Annotated in this window: 20 protein-coding genes; 8 read left to right on the top strand and 12 right to left on the bottom strand. The window is 64.4% G+C overall.

The annotated features are described in order from the left end of the window. Nucleotides 1-142 precede the first annotated feature (142 nt). The 4 genes from ACIPV6_RS22175 to ACIPV6_RS22160 all read right to left on the bottom strand — a co-directional run bounded on the left by ACIPV6_RS22175 (nucleotide 143) and on the right by ACIPV6_RS22160 (nucleotide 5,702). The gene (locus ACIPV6_RS22175) at nucleotides 143-1,024 is read right to left on the bottom strand and encodes a type IV toxin-antitoxin system AbiEi family antitoxin domain-containing protein (protein ID WP_400272969.1); all 882 of its coding nucleotides are present in this window, start codon (nucleotides 1,022-1,024) and stop codon (nucleotides 143-145) included. A gap of 1,439 nt (nucleotides 1,025-2,463) precedes the next feature. Continuing rightward, nucleotides 2,464-3,567 carry a polyprenyl synthetase family protein gene (locus ACIPV6_RS22170; protein WP_400272968.1) on the bottom strand — a complete coding sequence of 368 codons (1,104 nt, stop codon included), beginning with the start codon at nucleotides 3,565-3,567 and terminating at the stop codon, nucleotides 2,464-2,466. Between the two features lie 9 nt (nucleotides 3,568-3,576). Beyond that, a complete protein-coding gene (locus tag ACIPV6_RS22165) occupies nucleotides 3,577-4,920 on the bottom strand; it encodes a geranylgeranyl reductase family protein (protein ID WP_400272967.1) in 1,344 nt (447 codons plus the stop codon). A gap of 11 nt (nucleotides 4,921-4,931) precedes the next feature. Then, on the bottom strand, nucleotides 4,932-5,702 hold the full coding sequence (locus ACIPV6_RS22160) for a demethylmenaquinone methyltransferase (RefSeq protein WP_397324435.1): 771 nt from the start codon (nucleotides 5,700-5,702) through the stop codon (nucleotides 4,932-4,934). Nucleotides 5,703-5,793: 91 nt separating this feature from the next. Between ACIPV6_RS22160 and ACIPV6_RS22155 the strand changes: the two genes are divergently transcribed. From ACIPV6_RS22155 to ACIPV6_RS22140, 4 genes are all read left to right on the top strand, one after another. Then, the gene (locus ACIPV6_RS22155) at nucleotides 5,794-7,143 is read left to right on the top strand and encodes an isochorismate synthase MenF (RefSeq protein WP_400272966.1); all 1,350 of its coding nucleotides are present in this window, start codon (nucleotides 5,794-5,796) and stop codon (nucleotides 7,141-7,143) included. Between the two features lie 158 nt (nucleotides 7,144-7,301). Next, nucleotides 7,302-8,096 (top strand): ABC transporter substrate-binding protein, encoded by a 795-nt coding sequence (locus tag ACIPV6_RS22150; RefSeq protein WP_400272965.1) that lies wholly within the window; start codon nucleotides 7,302-7,304, stop codon nucleotides 8,094-8,096. A gap of 100 nt (nucleotides 8,097-8,196) precedes the next feature. Continuing rightward, nucleotides 8,197-8,988, top strand: a complete 792-nt coding sequence (locus tag ACIPV6_RS22145) for an amino acid ABC transporter permease (protein ID WP_397324438.1) — start codon at nucleotides 8,197-8,199, stop codon at nucleotides 8,986-8,988. An 11-nt stretch (nucleotides 8,989-8,999) separates the two neighbouring features. Next, nucleotides 9,000-9,782 carry an amino acid ABC transporter ATP-binding protein gene (locus tag ACIPV6_RS22140; protein WP_397324439.1) on the top strand — a complete coding sequence of 261 codons (783 nt, stop codon included), beginning with the start codon at nucleotides 9,000-9,002 and terminating at the stop codon, nucleotides 9,780-9,782. 208 nt (nucleotides 9,783-9,990) lie between these two features. Here the strand turns inward: ACIPV6_RS22140 and menD are convergent, their stop codons facing one another. From menD to ACIPV6_RS22120, 4 genes are all read right to left on the bottom strand, one after another. Next, the gene (gene menD / locus ACIPV6_RS22135) at nucleotides 9,991-11,700 is read right to left on the bottom strand and encodes a 2-succinyl-5-enolpyruvyl-6-hydroxy-3-cyclohexene-1-carboxylic-acid synthase (protein WP_400272964.1); all 1,710 of its coding nucleotides are present in this window, start codon (nucleotides 11,698-11,700) and stop codon (nucleotides 9,991-9,993) included. Between the two features lie 246 nt (nucleotides 11,701-11,946). Beyond that, on the bottom strand, nucleotides 11,947-14,037 hold the full coding sequence (locus tag ACIPV6_RS22130; protein WP_400272963.1) for a PhoX family protein: 2,091 nt from the start codon (nucleotides 14,035-14,037) through the stop codon (nucleotides 11,947-11,949). A gap of 100 nt (nucleotides 14,038-14,137) precedes the next feature. Then, nucleotides 14,138-15,124, bottom strand: a complete 987-nt coding sequence (locus tag ACIPV6_RS22125) for an o-succinylbenzoate synthase (protein ID WP_400272962.1) — start codon at nucleotides 15,122-15,124, stop codon at nucleotides 14,138-14,140. A gap of 60 nt (nucleotides 15,125-15,184) precedes the next feature. Beyond that, nucleotides 15,185-15,796, bottom strand: coding sequence for a hypothetical protein (locus ACIPV6_RS22120; RefSeq protein WP_400272961.1), 612 nt, complete (start codon nucleotides 15,794-15,796; stop codon nucleotides 15,185-15,187). Between the two features lie 103 nt (nucleotides 15,797-15,899). On the opposite strand from ACIPV6_RS22120, the gene ACIPV6_RS22115 reads away from it, so the two are divergent. Both ACIPV6_RS22115 and ACIPV6_RS22110 read left to right on the top strand, forming a co-directional pair. Next, the gene (locus tag ACIPV6_RS22115; RefSeq protein WP_400272960.1) at nucleotides 15,900-16,520 is read left to right on the top strand and encodes a DUF2510 domain-containing protein; all 621 of its coding nucleotides are present in this window, start codon (nucleotides 15,900-15,902) and stop codon (nucleotides 16,518-16,520) included. A gap of 68 nt (nucleotides 16,521-16,588) precedes the next feature. Then, nucleotides 16,589-17,638 carry a LacI family DNA-binding transcriptional regulator gene (locus ACIPV6_RS22110; RefSeq protein WP_400272959.1) on the top strand — a complete coding sequence of 350 codons (1,050 nt, stop codon included), beginning with the start codon at nucleotides 16,589-16,591 and terminating at the stop codon, nucleotides 17,636-17,638. A 78-nt stretch (nucleotides 17,639-17,716) separates the two neighbouring features. On the opposite strand, the gene ACIPV6_RS22105 is transcribed toward ACIPV6_RS22110, so the two are convergent. The 4 genes from ACIPV6_RS22105 to ACIPV6_RS22090 are packed head-to-tail and all read right to left on the bottom strand — an operon-like array spanning nucleotide 17,717 to nucleotide 22,367. Then, the gene (locus tag ACIPV6_RS22105; RefSeq protein ID WP_400272958.1) at nucleotides 17,717-19,090 is read right to left on the bottom strand and encodes a glycoside hydrolase family 32 protein; all 1,374 of its coding nucleotides are present in this window, start codon (nucleotides 19,088-19,090) and stop codon (nucleotides 17,717-17,719) included. Between the two features lie 30 nt (nucleotides 19,091-19,120). Further along, complete coding sequence (locus ACIPV6_RS22100; RefSeq protein WP_400272957.1) at nucleotides 19,121-19,993, bottom strand: carbohydrate ABC transporter permease; 873 nt, start codon at nucleotides 19,991-19,993, stop codon at nucleotides 19,121-19,123. Nucleotides 19,994-20,001: 8 nt separating this feature from the next. Further along, nucleotides 20,002-20,952, bottom strand: coding sequence for a carbohydrate ABC transporter permease (locus tag ACIPV6_RS22095; RefSeq protein WP_400272956.1), 951 nt, complete (start codon nucleotides 20,950-20,952; stop codon nucleotides 20,002-20,004). Then, nucleotides 20,949-22,367, bottom strand: coding sequence for an extracellular solute-binding protein (locus tag ACIPV6_RS22090; RefSeq protein WP_400272955.1), 1,419 nt, complete (start codon nucleotides 22,365-22,367; stop codon nucleotides 20,949-20,951). The genes ACIPV6_RS22095 and ACIPV6_RS22090 overlap by 4 nt, the downstream gene beginning before the upstream one ends. 54 nt (nucleotides 22,368-22,421) lie before the next feature. Between ACIPV6_RS22090 and ACIPV6_RS22085 the strand changes: the two genes are divergently transcribed. Together ACIPV6_RS22085 and ACIPV6_RS22080 are read left to right on the top strand one after the other, a co-directional pair. Further along, nucleotides 22,422-23,435 carry a phosphatase PAP2 family protein gene (locus tag ACIPV6_RS22085; protein ID WP_400272954.1) on the top strand — a complete coding sequence of 338 codons (1,014 nt, stop codon included), beginning with the start codon at nucleotides 22,422-22,424 and terminating at the stop codon, nucleotides 23,433-23,435. Between the two features lie 122 nt (nucleotides 23,436-23,557). Next, nucleotides 23,558-24,883 carry an acyltransferase gene (locus tag ACIPV6_RS22080; protein ID WP_400272953.1) on the top strand — a complete coding sequence of 442 codons (1,326 nt, stop codon included), beginning with the start codon at nucleotides 23,558-23,560 and terminating at the stop codon, nucleotides 24,881-24,883. The last annotated feature ends 31 nt before the right edge of the window (nucleotides 24,884-24,914 follow it).

Below are 24,914 nucleotides of genomic sequence, written 5' to 3'. Positions count from 1 at the left end.
CTTCCCCCCCCTTTCGGCCCGCCACCTGCACTGCCACGACCCACTTTGCGCGGGAAGCCGACGCGACACTCCGTCGCACGGGCCTCCCGGCCGCCTAGTGCCCTCAAAGTCGGTCGTGGCGGTACAGCGCTTGGGGCACTAATTACGACGGCGGCTGGCTGGCCAGGTATCTGAACGGCCCGTAACGGCCGGCCTCCCTGTTCCGGAGTACGGCCAGGACTTCGTCCACCATCTTTTGTGGCTGATACACAACGTCTGCATAGTAGTAGTGCAGGCTCGTGAAGCCACCTAGCAGTCCTGCATTGTTCCGGTATTGGTCCTTCTTCACCTGTTTCGGCTCGAAGTGAGTCCCGCCGTCGAGTTCGACTATCAGGCATTCCTCGATCAGGCAATCAACTTCACCTACTCCTGGGACGTCCGCGTGCATCCGGACCCGCAACCCGGCTCGCGTGAAATGTGTATGGGCGAGTACCTCCAAGAGCGAGTCGGCCCTCGGCAGGACGAGGCCCAGGATGGCTCTGATTACTCCGTTCCGGTTGCCGTTCATCTTGCTTTCCAGGAACGTGGTGGTCAGCAACGCATGACTGACAGCACTCTGCACCATGACCAGGGCCTCCAACTCGGGGAGGCACCGCATGGCATGCAGCAGAACGTCGGCGACTCCCGCCACTGGCAGATAAGGGTGGTCCGGGTGCAGGCGCTGGCCGTGGTGGACAATCCGCCGCCGTGCCAGGCCGGTGCCGCAGCTCAGATGGAGCTGCCCACCAGCATGGAGCGGGACATCGTGGAGCGTCCACAGTCCATAGAACCGGGCGGCGGAAACGCATGTCACTTTTCCATTGGCCCGGAACGCCGCCACGATGTCCGGATCGGCGTCCTCCGCGATGTACACACCTCGATGGAGCCTGCTGATATCGCCCTCTTTGACTGCTTTAGCCAATCCCCTGCGGGTGAATCCAGCTGCATAGAGGGATGCTGTAGTCGCAGCGCCATGGCGACTGCGGAGAAATTGAGTGACATCCATCAGCCCATGCTGTGGCTCCGCCAAGGCCGCGCGCTGCACTCAGACAGCCCTATGTGGAAAACCCCGTGCCCACCATCCACTTTGCAGCGTCCCCACCGGCTGCAGACTTCTCAGCCGGCGTGGCATGGGTTCCTCGGAATCAAAGTTGGTGTAACGGCACGGTTGGCCTTTGTAAATCACAGCACTTGCATCGAAATTTTTTTGACCCATGAAGTTGCATATGTGACAGAGTTGTCATAAGCTATTCACGGATCCACTAAATGCCTCCGGTGGGTCTGATGCGAACGGAGATTGTGGTCCCGGTTCGGTGCAGCGTATGACTCGTAACGTTGCAGCGAGCCGGGGCCATTCCATTTAAGTCCTGGCTACCGCGCGCCAGCCCAGCCGCGCGCCCGAAGCCAAGCACCGCCGTCCTCGTGTGCCACCAAAGCCGGACACCGCCGTCGTCGTGTGCCGTCACGACCAACTTTGACGCCGACGGCCAGAGACACGCCGCAATACCGTGCCCCTCAAAACCCATGCCCCACCCAAAGTGGGTCGTAGCGGCACGCACACACCAAACAAAAAGGCAGGCCACCAAGGCCGAGCACCGCCGCCGCCGTCGTGGCGTGCCCCCACAGCCGGGCACCGCCGTCGCGGTGTTGCCACCAAAGCCGGGCACCGCCGTCGTCGTGTGCCGTCACGACCAACTTTGGCGCCGGCAGCCGGAGACACGCCGCAAAACTGAGCCCCTCAAAACCCCTGCCCCACCCAAAGTGGGTCGTAGCCGCACGCACGGAAGCCACGAAATAGGGCAGGCCTCAGACCCAGGCACCGCCGCCGTCCTAGTTGGCCCCCAAGCCGAGCATCGCCGTCGGGGTGCGCCGCCACGACCAACTTTGACGCCGACGGCCGGAGACACGCCGCAAAACTGAGCCCCTCAAAGCCCCTGCTCGCCCAAAGTGGGTCGTAGCGGCACAGACGGAAGCCACCAAATAGGGCAGGCCTCAGACCCAGGCACCGCCGCCGTCCTAGTGGCCCCCCCTAAGCCGGGCACCGCCGTCGTCGTGTGCCGCCACGACCAACTTTGGCGCCGACAGCCGGAGACACGCCGCAATACCGCGCCCCTCAAAGCCCTTGCCCACCCAAAGTGGGTCGCGACGGCACAGACGGAAGCCACCAAATAGGGCAGGCCTCAGACCCAGGCACCGCCGTCGTGGATCGTCACAAGAGCCGGGCACCGCCGTCGTGGGGTGTGCCACCAAAGCCGGGCACCGCCGTCGTCGTGCGCCGCCACGACCAACTTTGACGCCAACAGCCGGAGACACGCCGCAAAACTGATCCTCTAAAAGCCCCTGCTCACCCAAAGTAGGTCGCAGCGGCACGCACACAACGCCAACAAAAAAGCCGGCCACCAACCCCGTAGGGTCGGCGGCCTGCCTCAATGCGAAATCTAAACCCTAGCTGCTCCGGTCCACCACAGCGTGGGCGAAGTTCGTCAGCGAAGCCTTCACAACCCCCTCCGGCAGCGGAGCCAAGGCGGCGACGGCCTCGGCGGACCACTCACGGGCGATCTTCCAGGACTCAGCGGTGACGGGGTGTTCGCGGAGACCGGCGACAGCCGAAGCCAAGGCAGCATCGGAGGACAGGTCGCCATCTACCAGTTCAAGCAAAGCAACGGCCGAGGCGTCCCCAGCAGCAGCGTCACGGCGGAGCAGCAGCACGGGCAAGGTGGGCACGCCTTCGCGAAGGTCTGTGCCCGGGGACTTGCCGGACTTCACCTTCACACCGGTGACATCGATGACATCGTCGGCGAGCTGGAAGGCAACGCCAACCTTTTCGCCGTACTCCACCAGTACGTCCTCGTATTCAGGGGCAGCGCCGGCGAAGATCGCACCGAGCTGGCCCGAAGCCGCAACCAGGGATCCGGTCTTGTCCGCGATGACGGAGAGGTAGTGGTCCACGGCGTCCTCGTCCTCGCGGGGCCCCACGGTTTCGTGGAGCTGGCCGAGGCACAGGCGTTCGAAGGTGCGGGCCTGGATGCCGAGCGCGCGGGACCCAAGTTCGGAAACCAGGATGGAGGCGCGGGCAAAGATGAGGTCGCCGGTGAGGATCGCCACGGAGTTGCCCCACACTTCGTGGGCAGTAGGGGCTCCACGGCGGAAGGGCGCGGAGTCCATGACGTCGTCGTGGTACAGCGTGGCCAGGTGCGTCAGTTCAACAACCACGGCGGCCTGGACAACCTCGGGACGGGAAGCATCGCCAAGGTGGGCACACAGCAGCGTCAGCAGCGGACGGATGCGCTTGCCGCCGGCTTCCACCAGGTGGCGCGACGTTGCGTCAGCCAGCGGATCCGAGTTGGAGATGGCCTCGCGAAGCTTCTTCTCCACGCGGGCCAGGTTGGTGGTGATGGCGGGGCCGAGCTCGGCGTCGCCTGCGATGGCGGCAAAACCGGCGGGCAGCTGGAGGCCCGTAGCGATCGCGGTGGTGTTGGGGGCGGGCTCGTTGGAGTCCGGCAGGCCGTGCCCGGCATGGGTCCAGCTGTGTTCGGCAGAGTTCGTCACGGGTTAACCCTAACTAGTTGGTGCGGAAACCGCGGTGTCGGACCCTGCCGCTGCAAACGGGCGGGTGGAGGAAGTATTGGACGTGGGTGGAACGAGCATTTCCAGGACCCGGATCACCCGGTCTTCGAAGCCCTTCGCCGAGGAGTCTGTGAGGTTGGCCAGCAGCCGGACCACAAAGCGCATCAGCACGGGAATGGGCATGCCGGTCCGCAGGGCGAGCTTCATCACGGCGGGTTTGCCGATCAGGAAAGCAAAGGCCCGTCCGAGCGTGAAATGCGAACCCCACTGGTCCCGCACATAGTCCGCGTACCGCGAAAGGTGCGCATCGGCGTCGTCCGTATTCCAACCGGCAGAGGCAGTGCGGGAGGAGGCATCGATCAGGAACTCAGCCGCGAAACGCGCCGACTCCATGGCATAGGAGATGCCCTCGCCGTTGAATGGAGACACCATGCCGCCGGCGTCGCCCAGCAAGAGCAGCCCGGGCGAGTAGTGCGGGGTGCGGTTGAAGCCCATGGGCAGTGCGGCGCCACGGATCTCCCCCACCTGGTTCTCCGGGGTGAAGCCCCATTCGGACGGCATGCCGGCGGTCCATTCTCGCAGGACCTGCTTGTAGTCGAGCTTGCCGAATTCCTTGGAGGAATTCAGGATGCCGAGGCCCACGTTGGACGTGCCGTCTCCTACGCCGAACACCCAGCCATAGCCGGGCAGCGGCTTGCCGGATTTGCCGGGCAGCTCCAGCCAGCCTTCCATCCAGTCGTCGTCGTGGCGGGGCGATGTGAAGTAGGTGCGCACGGCCACGCCGAGCGGACGGTCGTCGCGCTTGTGCATTCCCAGCGAGACTGCGGTCCGCGTTGAGTTGCCGTCTGCGGCGAGGACGACGTCGGCATGGAAGTCGCGCGTTTCGCCCGTCTTGCGTCCGGACTCGTCGAGGATCGCGGCGCGCGCGCCGATCACGCGGCCGTCGTCGTCCTGAAGGGCGGTGGTGACGCTGTGGCGTTCAAGGACGACGGCGCCTGCCGCCTCCGCGTGCCGGGCGAGGGATTCGTCGAAGCCGAGGCGGGTACGAATGAGTCCGTACGTGGGAAAGTCGGAGACCTCCGGCCAGGGCAACTCGATGGTGCGGCCACCGGCGATCAAGCGGAGACCCTTGTTCCGGCGCCACCCGTCCTCAACAGAGTGCGGCAACCCTAGCTTCTGGATCTCCCGGACTGCCCTTGGAGTGAGCCCGTCCCCGCACACCTTTTCGCGCGGGAAGGCGGTCTTTTCCAGGACCGTAACGTCGATGCCTGCCTGGGCCAGGTAATACGCGGCGGTGGACCCTGCGGGGCCCGCGCCAACTATCAGTACTTTCACGGTGTCCTAAGTCAGCCCGACTGTGCGCCCGTCCGGCGCGGCTTGATCTGGCGGCGCAGCTTGGCCACGGGAACACTTTCGCGGTGTTCGGCGGGCTTCTGCGCGCGGTGTACTGCAACGATTCCGCCGCTGAGGTTGCGGTAGGTGATGTCCGTCCATCCGGCGTCGGAAAGCCACTGTGCCAGGTGGTCCTGGTCCGGCCAGGCGCGGATGGATTCGGCGAGGTAAACGTAGGCGTCCGGGTTGGAGGACACCTTGGTTGCTATGGCCGGCAGGGCACGCATGAGGTACTCGGTGTACATGGTTCGCCACAGCGGAACCACCGGCTGGGAGAACTCGGCAATGACCAGGCGGCCGCCGGGCTTTGTCACGCGGAGCATCTCTTCGAGGGCTTTGCGGGGTTCAACTACGTTGCGCAGGCCGAAGGAGATGGTGGAGGCATCAAAGCTGTTGTCCGCGAACGGAAGATTGGTGGCGTCACCGGCAATGAAGTCGATGTCCGGGCGGCGGCGCTTGCCTACCTTGAGCATCCCCAGGGAGAAATCGCAGGCCACAACATCCACGCCGGCATCGGCGTAGGGCTCGCTGGACGTACCGGTTCCGGCAGCCAGATCCAGCACGCGCTGCCCGGCCTTTACGTCCATGGCATCCACCACGATCCGGCGCCACCGCCGCGTCTGCCCCATGGAGAGGACGTCATTGACAACATCGTATTTAGGGGCGACATCGTCAAACATCGTCGCAACTTCGTCCGGACGCTTTTCCAAGGATGCTCGGTTCACCCGTCAATTGTCTCAGACAAACAGCCAAGTTTGCTGCGCTGTAGAAGAAGGGGCGGGTTCTGCCTGCACCCGGGAGTACTGTTGTTCCATCATGACCAGCACGCTCCGCACTTTGACAGTCCCCCTCGATGTCGATTCATCCTCCGGGGGGCTGCCGTCGTTTCTGGTGCGTGACGACGTCCTGTGCTGGTCCCGCCGCGAAGCCGGCTTGGTGGGATACGGGGAGCTGGCCCGCTTCAGTGCCACCGGTCCGGAGCGTTTCCTCGAGGCCGATATCTGGTGGCGGCACCTCATCCTTGAGGCCGAAATCACCGACCATGTTGAGTTGCCGGGGACGGGGCCCGTGGCGTTCGGCTCCTTCGCTTTTTCCAAGACCTCACCGCATGTCTCGCGCTTGATCCTGCCGGAGCTTGTGGTCGGCATCCGCGACGGCCGCGCCTGGGCCACCCAGTTGACGTTCGACGGCGGCCCCCTCACCGAGGCGACTGTCCTGGCCACCGTGGAGGCCTGGCTGTCCGGCACCAACGGTGACGAATCCGCCGTCGTAAGTTTCGACGTCGGGCACTCACCCGAGGTTGAGGCGCTCAACGGATCGCGTGGCTCGCTTGGGCGCGGGTCGCTCACCGAAGCAGCGTGGATGGACGCGGTGACCAACGGCGTGGAGGAAATCCGTGCCGGCAAGCTGGAGAAGCTGGTGCTGGCGCGCGACGTCGTTGCCACCCTTCCAGCGGGAGTCAACGCTGCGGAGGTGCTCCGCCAGCTCGCGGCCCGGTACCGCGAATGCTGGACGTACGGCGTGGACGGTTTGGTGGGTGCCACCCCGGAGATGCTGATCCAGGTGGAGGGCCGCACAGCGCAGGCCCGTGTACTTGCCGGGACCTTGGACCGCCGGGACGCCGAGGGCCTCGACGGCTCCCCCATGGAATACGCCGAACGTGTGCTGGCCGGCTCGGAGAAGCAGCGGCACGAACACGAGATCGCCATCGACTCCCTGACCCGGCAGTTGGCCCCGTTCTCGGAGGCGATGAACTCGCACAGCGAACCCTTCATCCTGGAACTGCCGAACGTGTGGCACCTGGCGTCGGACGTGAAGGCCGAACTCGCGGACATCGAAGGGCACGTCCCTACATGCCTGGCCTTAATCAACGCCCTGCACCCCACCGCTGCCGTGTGCGGAACGCCCACCTTGGTTGCCGGGGCACTGATCAGGAAACTGGAACATCTGGACCGCGGACCCTACGCCGGACCGGTCGGCTGGCTGGACGCCGCAGGCAACGGCGAGTGGGGCATTGCGCTGCGCGGCGCCGTGATCGAGGACGCCAACACCGTGCGGCTTTACGCGGGCTGCGGCATTGTTGAAGGCTCGCAGCCCGAGGCTGAACTGGCCGAAACCTGGGCCAAGTTCCGTCCGATGCTCGAAGCCCTCGGCATCCGCCGGTGAATCTGGGATTCCAGACCGGGACCCGCCGACCCCCCTTGCATATTCGCTAAACTGGTTATCCAATAGTGAAACTTAGTTTCCTGTGATGCACATCTCACGTTCGGTACTACACTAAAGACCGACTCAGTCCAGCATCCACTGCAACAAAAGGTAAAAATATGCAGATCTCCCGTTCGGTTCTGTCCGGTACCAAGATGGCCGCCGTGCTCGCAGCAGGTGCTTTGGCCCTGACGGCCTGCGGTGGCTCCTCCACTCCGGCCGCCTCAGGTTCGGGCCCCCAGCTCATCAACGCCGGCAAGCTGACCGTTTGCTCGGACATCCCCTACGAGCCTTTCGAGTTCCAGAAAGACGGCAAGAACGTCGGCTTCGATATGGACATCGCAGCCGAAGTTGCCAAGGACCTCAAAGCCGAACTCAACGTGGTGGACAGCTCCTTCGAGGCAATCGAAACCGGTACGGCCCTCACCGGTTGCGACGTTTCCATCTCCTCCATCTCCATCACCGATGTCCGCAAGAACGTCATGGACTTCTCCAGCCCCTACATGGATGACGACCTGACCCTGGTGGCCTCCACCGCTTCCGGCATCAGCAACCTTGACGGCGCCAAGGGCAAGAAGGTGGGCGTCCAGCAGGCAACCACCGGCGCTCAGTACGCCAAGGACAAGGGACTCGACGCCCAGCAGTTCGAGGACTCCGGCCTCCTGGTCCAGGCCCTCAAGGCCGGCACCATCGACGCGGCCGTCGGCAACCAGTCCGTCCTGGGCTACGCCATCAAGGATGACTCCAAGATCAAGCGCATCGAGGACTACGCAACCGGCGAGAAGCTTGGCATTGCCATCAAGAAGGGCAACACCGCCATGACTGACTCCGTGAACGCCACCCTGAAGCGCCTCACGGACGACGGAACGCTGGCAAAGTTCAAGACCACCTGGTTCGGCGAAGCCGCAAAGTAAGGCAACCGGCTCCCGATATCCACGCAAGCGGGGCCCCGTAACTCTCTGTTAAAGCAGTCGGTTCGGGGCCCCCGCTGCGCAACATGATTGTGAGAACACCATGGCAATGACTGCACGTCAACGCGCCAGAGTCAGTCTATACGTCCAGGCCGGAATCTTCGTTGTGGCTGTAGCTGCAGTGATCATCGCCGTGGACTGGAAGACCATTGGCAACAGCGTCTTCAACTTCGCCAAGATCGGCCCCATGTTCCCGGGAATCTTCCTGGTGGGCCTCAAGAACACTCTCATCTACACCGCGCTGGCATTCGTGGTGGGCTTGTCAGGCGGTCTCCTGCTCGCGCTGATGAAGCTCTCCTCCTTCCCGCTTTACCGCTGGATCGCCACCGGCTACATCGAGTTCTTCCGCGGTGTTCCGGCCCTGCTGGTCTTCATCGCCTTCGGCTACGGCGTGCCCCTGGCCTTCGGTGTGCAGTGGGACGTCAACATTGTGGTCATGGTGTCCCTGGGCATCGTGGCTTCCGCATACATCGCTGAAACCCTCCGCGCCGGCCTCCAGGCTGTTCCCAAGGGACAGATGGAAGCCGCCCGGTCCCTCGGCATGCCGCATTGGCGGGCCATGGTCTCGATCGTGATCCCGCAGGCCTTCAAGATCGTCCTGCCTCCGCTGACCAACGAGATCATCCTGCTCACCAAGGACTCGTCCTTGATCTACGTACTGGGCCTCACTGCGTCCCAGTACGAGCTCACCAAGTTCGGCCGCGACGGCATCTCCAGCCTGGGCGCAGGCCTGACCCCGCTGCTGGTGGCCGGTGCGTTCTACCTCGTAATCACCATCCCCTTGAGCCTCCTTGCCCGGAAGTTCGAAAGCCGCTCTGCGCGGACCAAGCGATAGGACGGACAGTCATGACCAACTCCGCAACAGTCCGCGCTGCGGGCGTGGACATCAAGGACCTCCGCAAGTCGTACGGCAACAACGAGGTCCTCAAGGGCATCTCCCTCACCGTCGAGCCCGGACAGGTGGTGTGCCTGATCGGCCCTTCGGGTTCGGGCAAGTCCACGCTCCTGCGCTGCGTCAACCTGTTGGAGCAGCCCAATGCGGGCACCATCAACGTAGGCAAGTTCGAGGCCACGGACCCGGATGTGGACCTCAACCGCATGCGCCAGAGCGTGGGAATGGTGTTCCAGCACTTCAACCTGTTCCCGCACCTGAGCGTCCTGGACAACTGCACCATCTCGCAGGTCAAGGTCCTCAAGCGGTCCAAGTCCGAAGCCGCCGACGTGGCCCGCCGCAACCTGGAGCGTGTTGGCCTGGGGCACCTTGCCGATCGCTTCCCGGACCAGCTTTCCGGTGGCCAGCAGCAACGCGTGGCTATCGCCCGCGCGTTGTCCATGGATCCACAGTTGATGCTTTTCGACGAGCCTACGTCTGCCCTGGACCCCGAAACCGTTGGCGATGTCCTGGCAGTCATGCGGAAGCTGGCCCAGGAAGGCATGACCATGCTGGTGGTCACGCACGAGATGGGCTTTGCCCGTGAAGTGGCCGACCGCGTGGTGTTCATGGACGGCGGCGTTGTGGTGGAGGAAGGCGTGGCCGAGCAGGTCATCGGCTCCCCCACGCAGCCGCGAACCAAGGAATTCCTGCGCCGCGTCCTGGACCCGACGCACATCGACGTCGTGGAGGACTAAACCCCCGTTCAGCGACGAAGGAGGGCGGCACCTGGATCCAGGTGCCGCCCTCCTTGCTTGCGCGCACCCCTGCTTCGCATCCGGCGCGCCCTTTCCCGCCAGGCGCGCCCTCTCACGCCCGGCGCACCCCTGCTTCGCATCCGGCGCACCCTTTCCCGCCAGGCGCCCCCGAGGTTACGGGCGCGGACGGCGGAAACGGGTGCCCGGCTTAGCTGGCCGTGAGGACCTTGCCCACGGCAGCCGAGACGGCTTCCTTGATACGGGCATGAAGTTCCCGCAGGCCCGCCCGGTCCACGCGCACTTCCACAATGGTGCGTCCCTTGAGGGGCGCCTTCAGTGCGTCGGCGAGTTCCGCCGTCGTACTTACCGCATGGTGCCCGACGCCGTAAGCCGCAGCGAGTGCCGCGATGTCCACTGAGTGCGGGGTTCCAAAGAGGCGTTCGACGGCGGTGCCGTAGGCGCCTGAGTTGTCTACCTCGCCGTGTTCCAGCAGGCCGAAAATGGCTCCGCCGGCGTCGTTGAGAACAACGATGCGCAGGTCCGGGGTGGGTTCGCCCTGGCCCAGGAGCAGCCCGCCGACATCGTGCAGGAAGGTGACATCGCCCAGCAGGACGGTGGTTTCGCGCCCACTTCCCAGAGCGATGCCTGTTGCTGTGGCGAGGGTGCCATCGATCCCGGCGAGGCCGCGGTTGGCGTAAACGGTGGCAACGGGCTCGGACTGGGGGTGGCCCGCGAGGTCCACGTCACGGATGCCGTTCGACGAACCGAGCACCAGTTTCCCGCGGGCATGCGCCCACACAGTTGCCCCTACCGACGGGCCCGTCGCTGCGGGCTCCCCGTTGAGGATGGAGTCGAGCGCATGCTGGGCAGCGGCACCCGCGAGGAGCCAGGAATCCAGCCAGTCGCCTGAACCGCGGCCGGCGAACTCCGCCAACCCGGGCAGCGTTTCCACCGGCGTTTCGCGGCGCCGGCCTTCGTCGTACCACGCCACCGGGACGGGTTGGTAGATCACCGACTCAATGTCTTCGCCGGCCAACAGCGCGCTGACCGGCCGGGACAATGTGGGTCGGCCGAACAGGACCACACGCTCAATAGGAGTGGATGACCCGGGGCCGAAGTGCTCCAGCAGCAGCCGGTACGGGCCCACGGCGTTGGGGCCGAAGCGGGCGTTGGATGATGGCTCCGCGAGCAAGGGCAGGCCGTGCGCGCGGGCGAAGGCCTCGGCCACGGGACCGGCATCGTGACCGGCGAGGACCACGGTGTTTCTCAGCGGGAGATCCTGGGAAGCGGCCGGCAAGTCGAGCACCTGCGGTCCGGCGTCGTAATGGAAAGGACCGTGGCCTGCGGCCAGCGGCAGGGCATCACCCGGCTCCGGCACCAACGGGTCGCGGAAGGCCAGGTTCACCTGGACCGGGCCCGGCGGCGTGTCCTCGAGGGCACCCGTGGCCGCGTACAGTGCCGTGGCGACTGCCCTTTGCGGGTTGTCCCCAGCCGCGACATCGACGGCGAAACGGACGTGCTCGCCGAAAAGGTCAAGTTGAACCGTGGTCTGGTTGGCACCTGTACCGTGCAGTTCCTCAGGCCGGTCGGCCGAAACGACGACCAGCGGAAGCGCCGCGTGGTTGGCTTCCATCACTGCCGGGAGCAAGTTCCCGACGGCGGTCCCGGACGTGGTGACGACGGCGGCAGGGGCTTCGGTTGCCACGGCCAGGCCCAAGGCCGTGAAGGCTGCGTCGCGTTCGTCGATCCTGACGTGGAGAATTACCCTGCCCGTAGCCTCCGCTTCCGCCAGGGCGTAGGCCATGGGCGCCGACCGCGAACCGGGGGCCACCACCACGTGCCGCACACCGCCGTCGAGCAGCGCGGATACCGCAACCCGGGCGGCGCCAATGGATGTCAGAGAGTCCTGGGAAGTCACCGTCCCAGTCTATGGGCGCCCCTCGACCCGAAAGCGGCACAAGAGTGAGAGAGCGATCACCGAAAACGGTCATTCGGTGAGAGAGCGTCGGATACCACCGACGCTCTCTCACCAAACGCCCCCTTCCCACCGACGCTCTCTCACCAAACGCCCCCTTCCCACCGACGCTCTCTCACCAAACGCCCCTTAAACGGAAACGCTCCTCCACCCCGGTTGCGGGCTGGAGGAGCGCCTACGCGGTAAAGCCTACTTGCGGAACACCTGGACGATTGCCGGACGCGGCGCACGCACGGAGCCGGCAGCCGGGCGGGATCCCGCGCCGACGTAGTCAGGGAAGTACGAGTGCGGAGCCTCAAACGTGCCTTCTTCACCCGGGTGCTGGACGGCGACGAAGACCGTGCGCTCCTCGTCGTGGATGATCGGGCCACAGGTCTCGGCGTCACGCGGTACGGCCAGGAACTGCTCCACCTTGCCACGCTCCGGACCTTCCAGGGTGACCTTGAAGAGACCGTCGTTGTAGCCGATGGTGGACGGAGCACCGTCCGTGGAGATCCAGAGGTTGCCCACGGAGTCGAAGGCCACGTTGTCAGGGCAGGAGATCGGGGAGACCTTGTCCGCCGGGAAACCGGAGAAGTAGGTGGAGGTGTTCTTGGCGGGGTCGCCGGCCACCAGCAGCAGGGTCCAGTTGAACTTGGTCCCGGTCTGGCCCGGAGCTTCGGTGATCTCCACGATGTGGCCGTCGCGGTTCAGGGTGCGGGGGTTGACCTCCGTGGCGCCTTCCTTGCCGGCCTTGCCACGATCGGAGTTGTTGGTGCAGGCCACGTAAACCTTGCCGGTGCGCAGGTTCGGCTGGACATCTTCGCAGCGGTCCATCTTGGTGGGGCCAACCTTGTCAGCTGCAAGGCGGGTGTAAACCAGGACTTCGGCGACGCTCATGCCGGGTACGGCGGACTTGCCGTCGACCACCAGCGGCAGCCATTCGCCGGAACCGTCGAATGCGCCGTCAGCGGGGACCTTGCCGGTGCCATCGATCTCGGCGGCCGGGGAATCGCCGGTGAAGCGGGCAACGTACAGGTCGCCTTCGGAAAGTAGGTTCATGTTGTTCCTACGGGCGGCTTTTGAGTCGCCGGGCTGGTATTTGCCCTTGGAAACGAACTTGTAAAGGTAGTCGAAGCGCTCGTCGTCGCCCATGTACGCCACAACGCGGCGGTTCGGGGCCACGATCACGTTGGCGCCCTCGTGCTTGAAGCGGCCCATGGCGGAGTGCTTCTTCGGGGTGGACGTGGGGTCGAACGGGTCAACCTCCACGATCCAGCCGAAGCGGTTGGTTTCGTTGGCGTAGCCGGAGTTGCGGGTATCGAAGCGCGGCTCGTCGAGCTCCCACTGCCGGGTGGTGGCCTTCGCGGCCAGGCCGTAGCGCTTGTCGCCGTCGCTGGTTCCAGGTGCTGCAAAGTAGCCGTTGAAGTTCTCTTCACCGGAGAGGATGGTGCCCCACGGGGTGGTTCCGCCGGAGCAGTTGCCCAGGGTGCCCTTGATCCAACGGCCGGCGGGGTCGTCGATGGTCTTCACCAGGTTGGTGCCGGCGGCGGGCCCGGTCAGTTCGTAGACGGTGTCCGTCAGGAAGCGGCGGTTGAGGGCCGCACCCTGGACGTAGCGCCACGGCTTGTTCTTGTTCTTGCGCTCGAGTTCCACAACAGCCAGACCGTGGGCGGCACGGCCGATGGCGCGGGCCTCGGCAGCATCGAAGCCCACCGGCAGCATGATGTTCTCGTTGGTGTATTCGTGGTTGGTGAACAACAGCGCCCGGCGATCCTTGGAGTCCGGGATCGGCAGGATGTCCGTGTAGTCGTTGTTGTAACCGAACTGGCGGGCCTGGGCAGCGGCGGTCTGGTTGTTCAGGTCGAAGGCCGGCGAGTCCTTGAACAGCGGGTCACCCCAGCGAATGATCGGGTTCCAGTCGAAGCCTTCGGGAACCGTGAACGCGTCAACGGCGGCATCAACGGGCTTGATGGCGGTGAACTTCAGCTTGGACTTGTCGTAACCCTTCTTGGCGGCATCGGACAGGCCATTGCCGGAGTCAGCGACAGCAGAATCAGCTCCCGTAACAGCGCCACCGAGAACGACGGCGAGCGCACCTGCGGCCCCCAGGCCCAGGGCGGCGCGACGGGACATGGCCGTGGAGGCGATATCCCGGAAGTAGCCGTTGGAACTGGTGTTGCAGACATCGCCTGCGCAGGCATTGTCACACTTGAGCGCACAGGTGACCGCGCTGCGCTTGCCCTTGGTGTGGCCAAGCATGGGGAGCAGCGGGAACGTGCGTCCGGTGGTTTCAGACATGGGGGGACCTTCCAGAATGGGTACGAGGTTCCCGCTGAGCCTTTCAGCGCAACTCGAAGCCGAGAGGGCGCTCTGGTTAAGGACCGGTGAACAAACCGCGTCAGGCAGAGGCCAGGACCGCGTGCACCCTAGCCAGCCGCTCCAACCACCAGTCGCGACGTTCAGGGGGTGCCGCATACCGCTCAAGAAGCTCTGGATCGGCCGCTGCCTCGCGAAGCCGGATGGCGCCGTCGTCGGCTACCAACGGGTCCCGCGCGATGTCTGCAGCGAAAAGCGAAACCGTCCCCAGGCCGCAGGCGTAAGGCAGCGTTGGCAATGCGGCAGCGAGCGCCAAACCGGCGCGGATTCCCACGGACGTGTCCAGGGCTGAACTGACGACGGCGGGAAGGCCGGCTTGGGCCACGATGTCCAGGGCGCGCGCCACTCCCCCAAGCGGTGCGACTTTCACCACCAGGAGGTCGGCTGCGCCAGCACGGGCCACGCGAAGGGGATCATCTTCTTTACGGACGCTCTCGTCCGCCGCGATAAGCACTGGTGTCCCAGCAGCCGAGAGCCGCCGCCGCACTTCCGCCAGTCCCTCAATGGTGGGCACGGGTTGCTCGGCGTACTCAAGTCCCACCGCGGAGAGCTTGCCCAGTGCCTCGACGGCCTGCTCCACGTCCCATCCTCCGTTGGCGTCCACCCGGATGGCGGCGTCCGGCAAGGCTTCCCGAACGGCAACCACACGAGCTACATCGTCGAACAATTCCTGGCCCCGCTCAGCGACCTTGATCTTGACCGCGTCAACGCGTCCAAACCGCGCGAGCACGTCAGACACCCGGTCCGCGGCGACGGCGGGGACGGTGGCGTTCACGGGAATGCTGTCCCTGAGCGGAACCGGGAATCCTTGCCAGCCCGCTTCCAAAGTGGCGGCCAACCAGCGGGACGATTCGTCGTCGTCGTATTCCGGAAACGGACAGAACTCACCCCAACCAAGTGGTCCCTTCATCAGGAGCGTTTCGCGCTGCATGATGCCGCGGAATTTGACCCGCATGGGCAAGGAAACGACGTAGGCAGAGTCCTGTAGTTCTTCAAGCGAAGGGAGCATAGTGCCACTGTACCGGCGGCGCTTGAGGCGCAGATGGGGCAAAGCGCGCTATGTGGAAACCTACTCCACCCAGAACTTCCTGGCCGCGCGGGCTGCGTCGGCGAACAGCTCGACGGGCAGCCGCACGGAACTCTCGGGCATCCCCAGGCCATCCCATCTGGCCACCAGGACGGCTTGTCCGTCCAGCGGCAACGGCCATAACCAGTACCGTGAAGTGCCCTGCAGGAATTCATCGTTCCCGCCAGACCCGCCACCTCCCAGCGGCGTGAGGACTGGCCCCGTCACATCGCCGTCTATTCCGCCTCCCAGACTGGGCTCCACCAATCCAGCGAAGACCTTCCGGCCATTCGGATATCCCACCCCAACCAACAATCCGTCCAGCCCCTGCTGGAAATGACCGCGGGGTGTGAGTGCCTTGTCCATGGCATCGCGCCATTCGCTGGCTGTTTGGTCTCCGCGCCGGACCGTCCAAACCAGGTCCAAAACACAACCGGTGGAGTAGACGTCAACGGATTTCAGCGCCAACGCCATGCGGTTGCTGCTGTGTACGAACCCACTGACCGGCACCACTCCGGGCAATTCATCCGTTGGCGGCCCTACCCAGGCAGGCGGAATGGGCTGCGTATGTCGTGGACGTTCTGGCGGTTCAGGAAGGTCCTCGAAGAAGGTCATGTTCCATGCATACACCGACTTTCCCGCGATGGGGAGGACCGTTTGCTAAGAGAGAGGCCGCAACCGCGATATCCTCTGATTCGACACTCATTCAGGGGGACTCATGACTCAGGGCTACAGCGGTTCAACGACGCCTCCGGGCTGGTATCCGGACCCGTCCAATCCGCAGCAGATGCGCTGGTGGGACGGCGTGCAATGGACGCCGCACCTGGCACCCGCGCACCCTCAGTTCATGCCGCTGCAACGCGTACTGATCAGCAACCAGACGCCGATCTACAACCCGTTCATTTGGGCAATCGTGCTCATTCCCTTGGTGTCCGTCCTTCTCCTCCTGATGTGGCAGCCGGAGTTCCGCCTCATCACCACCCGCTCGGGCGCAACGACGCTCGACACCACGTCGATCTACTCTCCCGGCTACTTCCTCCTCCAGATCTCAGGTTTCGTGTTCTGGGCGGTGACCATCCTGTTCGCCTTCCTCGACTACCAACGCCTCGCCAAATCAGGGGTGATCCGTCCCTTCCACTGGGCCTGGTGCTTCTTGAGCCCCTTGGTCTACGTGATTGGCCGGACCGTCATTGTCCGCAAGGTCGCCCCAAACCGAGGCCTGGCCCCCATCTGGGTCATGATCGGGACCATCGTGGTGTCGTTCATCGTCTTTGGCATCTGGATGGCGAACTTCTTCAACCAGATCTACTCCCAAATCGGCTACTCGATCAACGCGTAGCCCGCGCGCAACAACCTTCCCTCACACGCGTTAGGTAGACTGCTGCCTAGCCGCAGGAAAGGACCGCCATGAACCGCAAGGCCACCGCACTCGATGTCGCAAAACGGGCAGGGGTTTCCCGGAGCGCCGTTTCGTTGGTCCTCAACGGTCGCGGTGACGGCAATGTGGCCAAGGAGAGCCAGGACCGCATCCGGTTGGCAGCTCAGGAGCTGAACTACTCCCCCAACGCCATCGCACTCAGCCTTCGGAACCAGCGCTCCCGCGTCATCGGGATCGTGTCCGACGAAGTGGTGGTCAGCCCTTTCGACGGCAACATCATCGGCGGCGCGGACGATGTCGCCCGAAGCCATGGCTTCGTCACGGTGGTCATGGATACCGAGCGCGATGCCGCCCGGGATGCGAGCGCAATCGAGACGCTGCTGGACCGCCAAGTGGACGGACTGATGTACGTCACGGTGGGCCTCAAACCGCTCGATGTCCCTCCAGGCATGCAGCGTGTCCCGTCTGTGCTGGCCAACTGCTACGACAGCCGCACCGAGCCGCAGATCCACCACGTCATTCCGGATGAGGTCACCGGCGGACGCGAAGCCACAGAGCACTTGCTGGAACTCGGCCACAGGGACATTGCCTTGCTGGCCGGCGCGGAAGTGGACCCGGCGGCTCCCCTGCGTGTCCAGGGCTACCGCGACGCGTTTGTCAGGACCCGGCTCGGCGTCAGGGAGGATCTCATCACCCATGCAGGCTGGGACATCAACGACGGCTTCAATTGGGCCATGCGCCTCCTCGATGGCAAGAAACCCGCGGAACGCCCCACGGCCATCATGTGCGCCAACGACCGCTTGGCCGTCGGCGTAGCCCTCGCTGCCGCCCGCCTGGGCTTGAGCATTCCGCGTGATCTCTCAGTCATGGGCTACGACGACGAACACCGCATTGCCAGCACGATGGTCCCCGCCCTCACCACCATGGCACTCCCCTTGCGCGAGATTGGCCGGGTGGCCATGTCGGCCCTGTTGGGTGCCATCGAGGGAAGCGAAAGTACGACGGCGGCGCCCACCTTGGAGACGATGGTCCCCTGCCGACTGGTGTTGCGTGAGTCGACAGGCCCAGCACCTCGCTAAACCCGAACTTGCGAGGCCCGCTCCACGCCCCAAAGCCTTGGCGAAGCAAGTAGAGCCGGCCCCACAACGGGGAAGGAATCAGCACGGGAGGGCCAATTCCCAGACATCGGCCGTTGCGCCGGCGGGAACGTTGAGCGTCCAGGATTCACCGGGCGCCGGGTAGGCCCGCAGCGTGGTAGCCACTGAATTGGACGAGTAAACCTCAACGAGCGAGGCATCCACGAAGATCCGGAGCTCTTCCCCTGCGGCGAGCTCTCCCCTATAAACCACCTGCCCTGCAGGACCGGAGCCAAGGACCAGCTCAATTGTCCCGGCAGCGCCGGCCACCAGTACCTCCGCAAATGCAGGAACGGCCACCGATCCCGAGGCGTCGGATGCCACCAACGACCCACGGTACGCGGATACTTCCGGTGCCGGAGCAACCACCAACGCCCCGTCAGCCACGGACAAAAGGCGAGGATGCGTCAGCACCCCCGACCACCCGGCGTCGTCGATTTCATTCTGGGTGCGGCCCCGCCGACCGTCCCGGCCGGGACCTTCGTTGGCCCAACCCCAGAGCAATGCTTCAGGCGCAGTGCCGGAGGAAAGCTGGACGATCTGCGGTGCGTAGAAGTCGCGGCCCAGATCCGACTTACCACCAGAAACGGCGGTAAACACAGGCAGCCCGGTCTCGGGATCCGACGTGAGCGAACCGATCAGGTGGCCTACGCCGTTGGCGTGCTCGTGGTCGTCGCCGGAGAGCCAGAGCGAGAACATCATCACCCAGGACGAACCCGAAGTTGAAGGTACCTCCACCAGTTGCGGGCATTCCCAGATCTCGGCGGGCGTGTGAACGGCGGCGACAGGGTCGGCTGACGTCAGCCAGATGCCCTGGTACTTCCACTCATCCAGCGAGTCCACGGTGTACAGCAGCAGCGCGGCCCGCCCGTCGGCGAGTCCGGCACCCTGGATGGCGTAGCGGGATCCGTTGAACATGAAGATGAAAGGATCGCGGACAGCGGTCACGGAGGAATCAGCGGGCATGGAGGCGGCAACGTGCCCGTCCTGCGTCCAGGTCACCAGGTCCGAGGAGCCTCGGGCAATAACAACCTGTGAGTGGCCACCGTGGTCCTGAACGCCGGAGTAGGCCGCCGTCGGAACGTCACCATCAAGGGTGACCACACCGGTCCAGCACCCGGCGGAGTCTGGCCCGCCTGCCTGCGGTGCGAGGGCAACGGGATGCTCTTCCCAGTTCACCAGGTCAGCAGTGCTCACGTGGCCCCAGTGGATCTGGGTGTGCCGCGCAGAGGACGGGTTGTACTGGAAGAACACGTGGTACCGGCCATTGATGTAGCTGATCCCGTTGGGATCGTTGATCCAGCCTTGGGCAGGCCGCGGGTGGAAGCGCGGGAACGCGGGATCCGGGTGCGTAGCGGCCTGGGCCAGGGAGGAAACAACTGCAAGGTCCGTCATTGGAAATGCCTTTCGAAGAGAGAAGGAAAACTACTTGCCCGTACCGGCGGTGAGCCCGTCCTGCAGGGCACGCTGCCCGAACATGAACACCACCAGCGCGGGAATCATGGAGAGAACAACGCCGGCCAGGACCACCGAGATGCTTCCGGTGCCGAGGTTGCCTTGGAGGGAGACCAGGCCCAGGGGCAGGGTGAAGTTCTGCTCCGAGATGGTCATGATGAGGGGCCTGAAGAACTCGTTCCAGTGGAAGTTGAACGCCAGGATGCCCACGATTGCCAGGCCGGGCATGGCCAGCGGTGCATACACGGACCGGAAGGTACGCCAGGGCGAGGCGCCGTCGATCGCAGCCGCTTCAGCGAGCTCACCCGGGAGCCCCATGAAGTATTGCCGCATCAGGAAGGTGCCGAACGCCGTCGGGATGGCGGGGAGGATCAGCGCGAGCAGCGTGTCGGAGAGCCCAACGCCGCGGATGAGCATGAACACGGGAACGATCGTCACCTGGGCCGGCACCATCATGGTGGCCAGCACGATCGAGAAGAGCGCTCCACGGCCCCGGAACTTCAGGTGCGCAAAGGCGTAACCGGCCAGAGCTGCGGTGATCATCTGGCCCACGGCGATCAGGCCGGTCACCAGGGCACTGTTCACCACCAGTCCAATGATGTTGAGCTGCTTGAACACTTGGCCGTAGGACGTGAAGTCCGGGTTCAGTGGCAGGAACGACGGCGGCAGTTTGAAGGATTCCGACGGCGGCCGCAGCGAGGTGGACAGCGTCCAGAGAACGGGCCCCAGGACAAAGACGGCGGCAATCAGCAAGGCCACGACCCGGGCGGCCACTGACCAGTCGCGCTTCTTCCGCGTTACTACGGGTGCCGTGGTTTTCACATGGTCAGAAATGGTGGTCATGGCGGGCCTTACTGGTAGAAGACGAATCGTTTGCTGAGCCGGAACTGCAGGGCCGTGATGGCCATGATGATGAGCGTCAGGATCACGCCGATCGCGGAGGCTTGCCCGAATTCGAGGCGCTGGAAGGCTGACTCGAAGATCACCATGACGGCGGTTCTAGTGGAGTCGCCGGGGCCGCCGCGGGTGAGCACGTAGGGCTGGTCGAACACTTGGAGTGCGTTGATGATTGCCATGACCGAGGCCACCAGCGTGGTGGGGCTCAGGAGCGGCAGGGTGACGTACCAGTGCTTGCGCCATCCGGTGGCACCGTCGATCGACGCGGCCTCGTAGGTTTCCACTGGAATGGAGGCCAGGCCACCAATGAACAGCAGGAACGAGAACCCGAAGTTCTGCCACACATACACAAGAATCACGACGGCGGCGGACCCGGTTGGCGTGGTCAGCCACGGTACCGCTGGGATGCCGACCAGGGACAGCAGCCAGTTGACGACGCCGAACTGCTCGTTGAAGAGGTAGCGCATGAAGATGGATACCGAGGCCGCGGACAGGATCAGCGGGAAGAAGAACGCGGAACGGAAGAACACCCTGAGCCAGGCGGGGAGTTTCTCCTGGACCATGATGGCCAGTCCAAGGGCGAGACCCAGCTGGAGTGCCACGGCCACAATGACGAAGACGATGGTGTTCAGGAACGACACCCGGACCGTGGGATCCTGGACCACTTCGGCAAAGTTGTCGAAACCCACGAACGTCGGCGCGGAGATGATGTCCCAGCGGAAGAACGCGAGGGCCACGGACGCCACGATTGGCAACAGGGTGAAGATGCCCATGCCCACGATGGTGGGGGCCAGGAATGCCCACGGGAGCCAACGCTGTTGGACGCGGCCGCGCTTGGACGCCGGACCACCCTTGTGGGACGGAGCACGGCCGGTGCCCGCTGGGGTACGGGTGACGGTACTCATGGCTGCCTCCTCAGGGCCAGTTCGAGGTCACGCTGCATGGAGTTGAGCGCATCTTTGAGTTGTCGTTCGTCGCCGCTGACGGCAAGGGACACGTTCTTCATGAGCGCGGTTTCGACGGCGGCCTGCTGGGGAGGTGCGGGGATGGGCCCTGTGGTGGGGAACCTGTCCAGGGTGTCGTAGAAGACCTTCCAGTGGCGTGGGCCGGTCCCCGCATAGAGCTGTTCGTTCACCATGGAGCGCCGGGCGGGTGTGGTGTTCGGCGTGGGGAACACGATCTGCATGGCTTCGAGGCTGGAGCTGAACTTCACCCATTCCCAGGCAGCGTCCTTGTCCTTGGCGGTCTTCATGATCGCGTACCCGGCGGTGCCGAACTGGTGGCGCTGGGTCCGCCACTTGGGGAAGAACTGCACGTCGAACCCGTCCTCAGTCATCCCCGCCTCGTGGAGGCCTTGTACCCAATAGCCGCCTGCCGGCGTCGTCCCTATCCGGTTGGAGGCGAAGAGGCCGATCAGCGAGCTGCCGCCCCCTTCCTCGGGGCGTACGCCCAGCCCGTCCTTGACCAGTCCGCGGAGGTAGTCGAAGGATTCGAAGACGCGCGGGTCGTCGGCGTTGGGTTCCAGCCACTGATACCCACCGGAGCGGAGACTGCGGGAGGGGTGGTTGGCGTAGAAGCCGTCCCACAGCCATTCGCCGCCGCCGGACTTGGTTTCCTTGAGGAAGCTGGTGTCATTCGCGTAGAGCCACGGCACAACTCCACCGAAAAGGCGGTTGGTCCAGTAGTAGGGCGTGAAGTCCTTGGGGTTGGCTTTCTTCATCGCCGCGAGCGTGGCGCGGAAGTCGGTGTGCGTCCAGTTGTCGGCCGGCCGATCCAGGCCTGCCTGCCGCAGTGACGTTGCGTTGTAGTACATGTTGGCGGCGTTCCAGTCGATGGGAAGCTGGAACAGGCTGCCTTTGTACATGAACGCTTCCACCAGGCTCGGGTGGACGTCCTGGAAGTACTCCTTCATGTCCTCGGCGTCCCGGCGGAGGTACTCGTCCAGCGGGTGGGCGAGTTTCTCGGCGAAGAGCTGGGCGCCCTCGGTGGCCACGTAGACCACGTCCGGCGGCGTGCCTGCAGCCACCATGGTGAGGATCTTGGTGAAGAAGTCCTTCCAGTCCACGGCCTGGATGGCCTGGACCTTCACCTTGATTTCGGGGTGGACCTTCGCGAAGGCGTCCACTACCTTTTGGCGGGCTGCTGCGTCTGCGGCGGTGCCCATGATGGCGATGCTGAGGCTGTTGTCTCCCCGACCTGGAATGTCTGTTCCGGTCAGTCGCGGCCACGACGCCGCCGTTACTCCGACGATCCCAGCACCGAGGGCTGTGAGGGCGGTTCTGCGTGTGAATTGACGCAAAGCCCCGTTGGTTCCCGGCATTCTAGATTTCCTTCCCTAACACGTGTTAGGAACATTAGACCTGTCACCTAACACGTGTCAAGCGTCACAGGCATGTTGCGTGGATCTCACTTTTGGACCACGCAGGCACAGTGGGCTCACATGAGGCATCCAGCGAATTGTGGCAGGGTAGAGAGAATGAGTTCCCAGCAATTCCGCGTCAGCGGGAGGTCGAGCAAACGGCCACGTCAGGAGCGCCCAGCAGGCGCCGGCACGGGCTTTTTGTTTTGCCTCATCACCCTCGCCTGCATGGTTGGCTTGGCAGCGACGTACTACTTCTTCGTCCGCACCACCGCCGGCCAGTTCATTGACGAGTCTGCCCTTGTTGAAGCCACCGAACTCAGCGGCACGGCAGGCAAAGCCTCCACGGGATTCCTGGACATCCTGCCCATCACCTCCTTGATCATCGCCACGCTCGTGGTGCTGTTCGTGACCATTGCGCGCCGACGCTGGACAGCCGCGGGCATCGCCGTCGTCGCTTGCGTAGCCGCCAACATCGCCACACAAGTCCTCAAACTCCTCATCCCGGACCGTCCGGACCGCGGCGTCCAGACGCTGGAGATGAACTCGCTCCCGTCCGGCCACACCACCCTGGCAGCGTCCGCGGCAGCCGCAGTGTTCCTGATGGTGTCGCCGCGCTGGCGGCCCCTCGCGGGCTTCCTTGGCAGTACCTTCGCGGTCGCCACGGGCGTGTCCACGCTCATCAACCAATGGCACCGGCCAGCCGATGTGGTTGCCGCCTTCCTGGTGGTGGGCATCGTGATGCTCCCTGCCGGATGGCTGATTCTGCGCTCCGGCAACAGTTGGAACGTGTGGCGCGGCTACGGCGAACACTGGGCGTCCTCGCGGCTCTGGGTCTTTCTCACCCTCTTCGCCGTCCTGGCTGCCGGCGCCGTGGCTACCTACTCCCTACTCCAGGTAATGCCGGGCCTTAGCACGGACAGCACAACAGACTACTTCTGGGCCGGGACCGCATTCATGGTGGTCGCGGGTTACCTCTCCGCCTTGGGCGGGATGTGGCTCTTCGGACTGGCGGCCAGGAAGCGTTAATCCACGACGCCGGGTGGCGGCATTCGCTTTCCGGCGCGCCCGCAACAGAACTCCCCATGGCAACAGACCCTCTCTTGGAATACGATTAATCCACTCGTTGGATTAATCGTCAGGAGAGACCCATGCCTTCAGCCCGAACCGGCCGCGGCGCAAGCAGCTTGGCAGCGGTGCCCGCATCCCGGGACCTTGTGGTGGACTTCATCCGCGTCGCCTGCATGTTTGCCGTGGTTGCAGTCCACCTGCTCATGATGGGCATCAGCGTAGGCCCCGCCGGCATCGGCGTGGAGAATCCCCTGACGTCGCTAAGTTGGTTTGCGCAGGGAACCTGGTTCGGGCAGGTCATGCCCCTGTTCTTCGTCGTTGGCGGCTTCGCATCCCTCACGTCGTGGCGGAGCCTGCAGCGCAAGGGCGGGGACGCGGGCGACTATCTCCGCGTCCGGGTGCTTCGTTTGGTCCGGCCCACTGTTGCCCTGTACGCCTTCCTCGCCTTGGCGCTGTGGATTGCGACGGCGGCGGGCGTGCCGGGCGACTTGCTGAAGGTTATCGCCGCCGGTGCTGGAGTGCAGCTCTGGTTCCTTGCCGCGTACCTGATCTGCCAGGCGATGGTCCCGACGATGGCACGATTCCACAAGGTTGCACCGTACCGAACCGTCGCCGCATTGGTGACGGGCGCCGTCGTTGTCGATATCCTGCGACTCGGGCTGGAAAGCAACCCGTGGGGCTTCGACTCGAACCCGATCGGGCTGCTGAACATGGTGTTCGTGTGGGGCTTGCTGCAGCAGTTGGGGTTCTTCTATGCGGACGGCTTCTTTGATTGGTTTGCGCGGTGGAAGCTAATGGCAGCGGCGGTTGCATGCTACCTCGCGCTGGTGCCGCTGACGGATGATGGCCCCTACCCCGTGGATATGCTGACCAACCAGAACCCACCGATGTTCCCGTTGGTGCTGGTTGGCTTGGCGCACGTTCTGTTGGTGAAGGCTGCGTACCCTTGGCTGCAGCGCGCGGTTCAGCAGGGGTGGGTCCAGAAGGTCATGTTTGTTGTGGGGAGCCGGGCCATGACCATCTACTTGTGGCATTTGCCGTTGATCATCGCGATGTTCGGGCTGGCCCTTGTGCTCCGGCTTCCGTTCCCCGAACCTGCGAACACCGAGTGGTGGCTGAGCCGTCCCGCGTTCTACGTTGTGGCCTGGGCGCTGGTGTTGCTGGTGTCCGCACCCCTCGTCCGCCTTGAACTCGCCAGCACGGCACTGGCACCGCGGGCTTCCCGTCCGGCCATGTGGCGCATTGGCCTCGCCGCGGTACTGGCGATCATTCCGCCGTTCGTCGTCATGCGGAGTGCGCTGGACGTTTGGAATGCGACGTGGGGGTTGGTGTTCTTGATCCTCGCTGAAGATGTCAAGCGTTTTTGGCCCCAGGGTGACGGTTATGTGTGGCCCCACTTGAGATAGCTTGGGCGGCGTGTTGTCACGCGTGTGAGCA

It is taken from the genome of Paenarthrobacter sp. NPDC089988, from assembly GCF_044748465.1.
Classification (GTDB): Bacteria; Actinomycetota; Actinomycetes; order Actinomycetales; family Micrococcaceae; genus Arthrobacter.
The sequence above is the reverse complement of the archived record's forward strand: the minus strand, read 5'-3'. Positions and strand labels throughout refer to the sequence as shown.

Excerpts from the sequence above, each read along its gene's own strand:
- ACIPV6_RS22175 (WP_400272969.1), bottom strand. The coding sequence starts at position 1,024 with ATGGATGTCACTCAATTTCTCCGCAGTCGCCATGGCGCTGCGACTACA.
- ACIPV6_RS22155 (WP_400272966.1), top strand. The coding sequence starts at position 5,794 with ATGACCAGCACGCTCCGCACTTTGACAGTCCCCCTCGATGTCGATTCA.
- ACIPV6_RS22150 (WP_400272965.1), top strand. The coding sequence starts at position 7,302 with ATGCAGATCTCCCGTTCGGTTCTGTCCGGTACCAAGATGGCCGCCGTG.
- ACIPV6_RS22145 (WP_397324438.1), top strand. The coding sequence starts at position 8,197 with ATGGCAATGACTGCACGTCAACGCGCCAGAGTCAGTCTATACGTCCAG.
- ACIPV6_RS22140 (WP_397324439.1), top strand. The coding sequence starts at position 9,000 with ATGACCAACTCCGCAACAGTCCGCGCTGCGGGCGTGGACATCAAGGAC.
- ACIPV6_RS22130 (WP_400272963.1), bottom strand. The coding sequence starts at position 14,037 with ATGTCTGAAACCACCGGACGCACGTTCCCGCTGCTCCCCATGCTTGGC.
- ACIPV6_RS22125 (WP_400272962.1), bottom strand. The coding sequence starts at position 15,124 with ATGCTCCCTTCGCTTGAAGAACTACAGGACTCTGCCTACGTCGTTTCC.
- ACIPV6_RS22120 (WP_400272961.1), bottom strand. The coding sequence starts at position 15,796 with ATGACCTTCTTCGAGGACCTTCCTGAACCGCCAGAACGTCCACGACAT.
- ACIPV6_RS22115 (WP_400272960.1), top strand. The coding sequence starts at position 15,900 with ATGACTCAGGGCTACAGCGGTTCAACGACGCCTCCGGGCTGGTATCCG.
- ACIPV6_RS22110 (WP_400272959.1), top strand. The coding sequence starts at position 16,589 with ATGAACCGCAAGGCCACCGCACTCGATGTCGCAAAACGGGCAGGGGTT.
- ACIPV6_RS22105 (WP_400272958.1), bottom strand. The coding sequence starts at position 19,090 with ATGACGGACCTTGCAGTTGTTTCCTCCCTGGCCCAGGCCGCTACGCAC.
- ACIPV6_RS22100 (WP_400272957.1), bottom strand. The coding sequence starts at position 19,993 with ATGACCACCATTTCTGACCATGTGAAAACCACGGCACCCGTAGTAACG.
- ACIPV6_RS22095 (WP_400272956.1), bottom strand. The coding sequence starts at position 20,952 with ATGAGTACCGTCACCCGTACCCCAGCGGGCACCGGCCGTGCTCCGTCC.
- ACIPV6_RS22090 (WP_400272955.1), bottom strand. The coding sequence starts at position 22,367 with ATGCCGGGAACCAACGGGGCTTTGCGTCAATTCACACGCAGAACCGCC.
- ACIPV6_RS22080 (WP_400272953.1), top strand. The coding sequence starts at position 23,558 with ATGCCTTCAGCCCGAACCGGCCGCGGCGCAAGCAGCTTGGCAGCGGTG.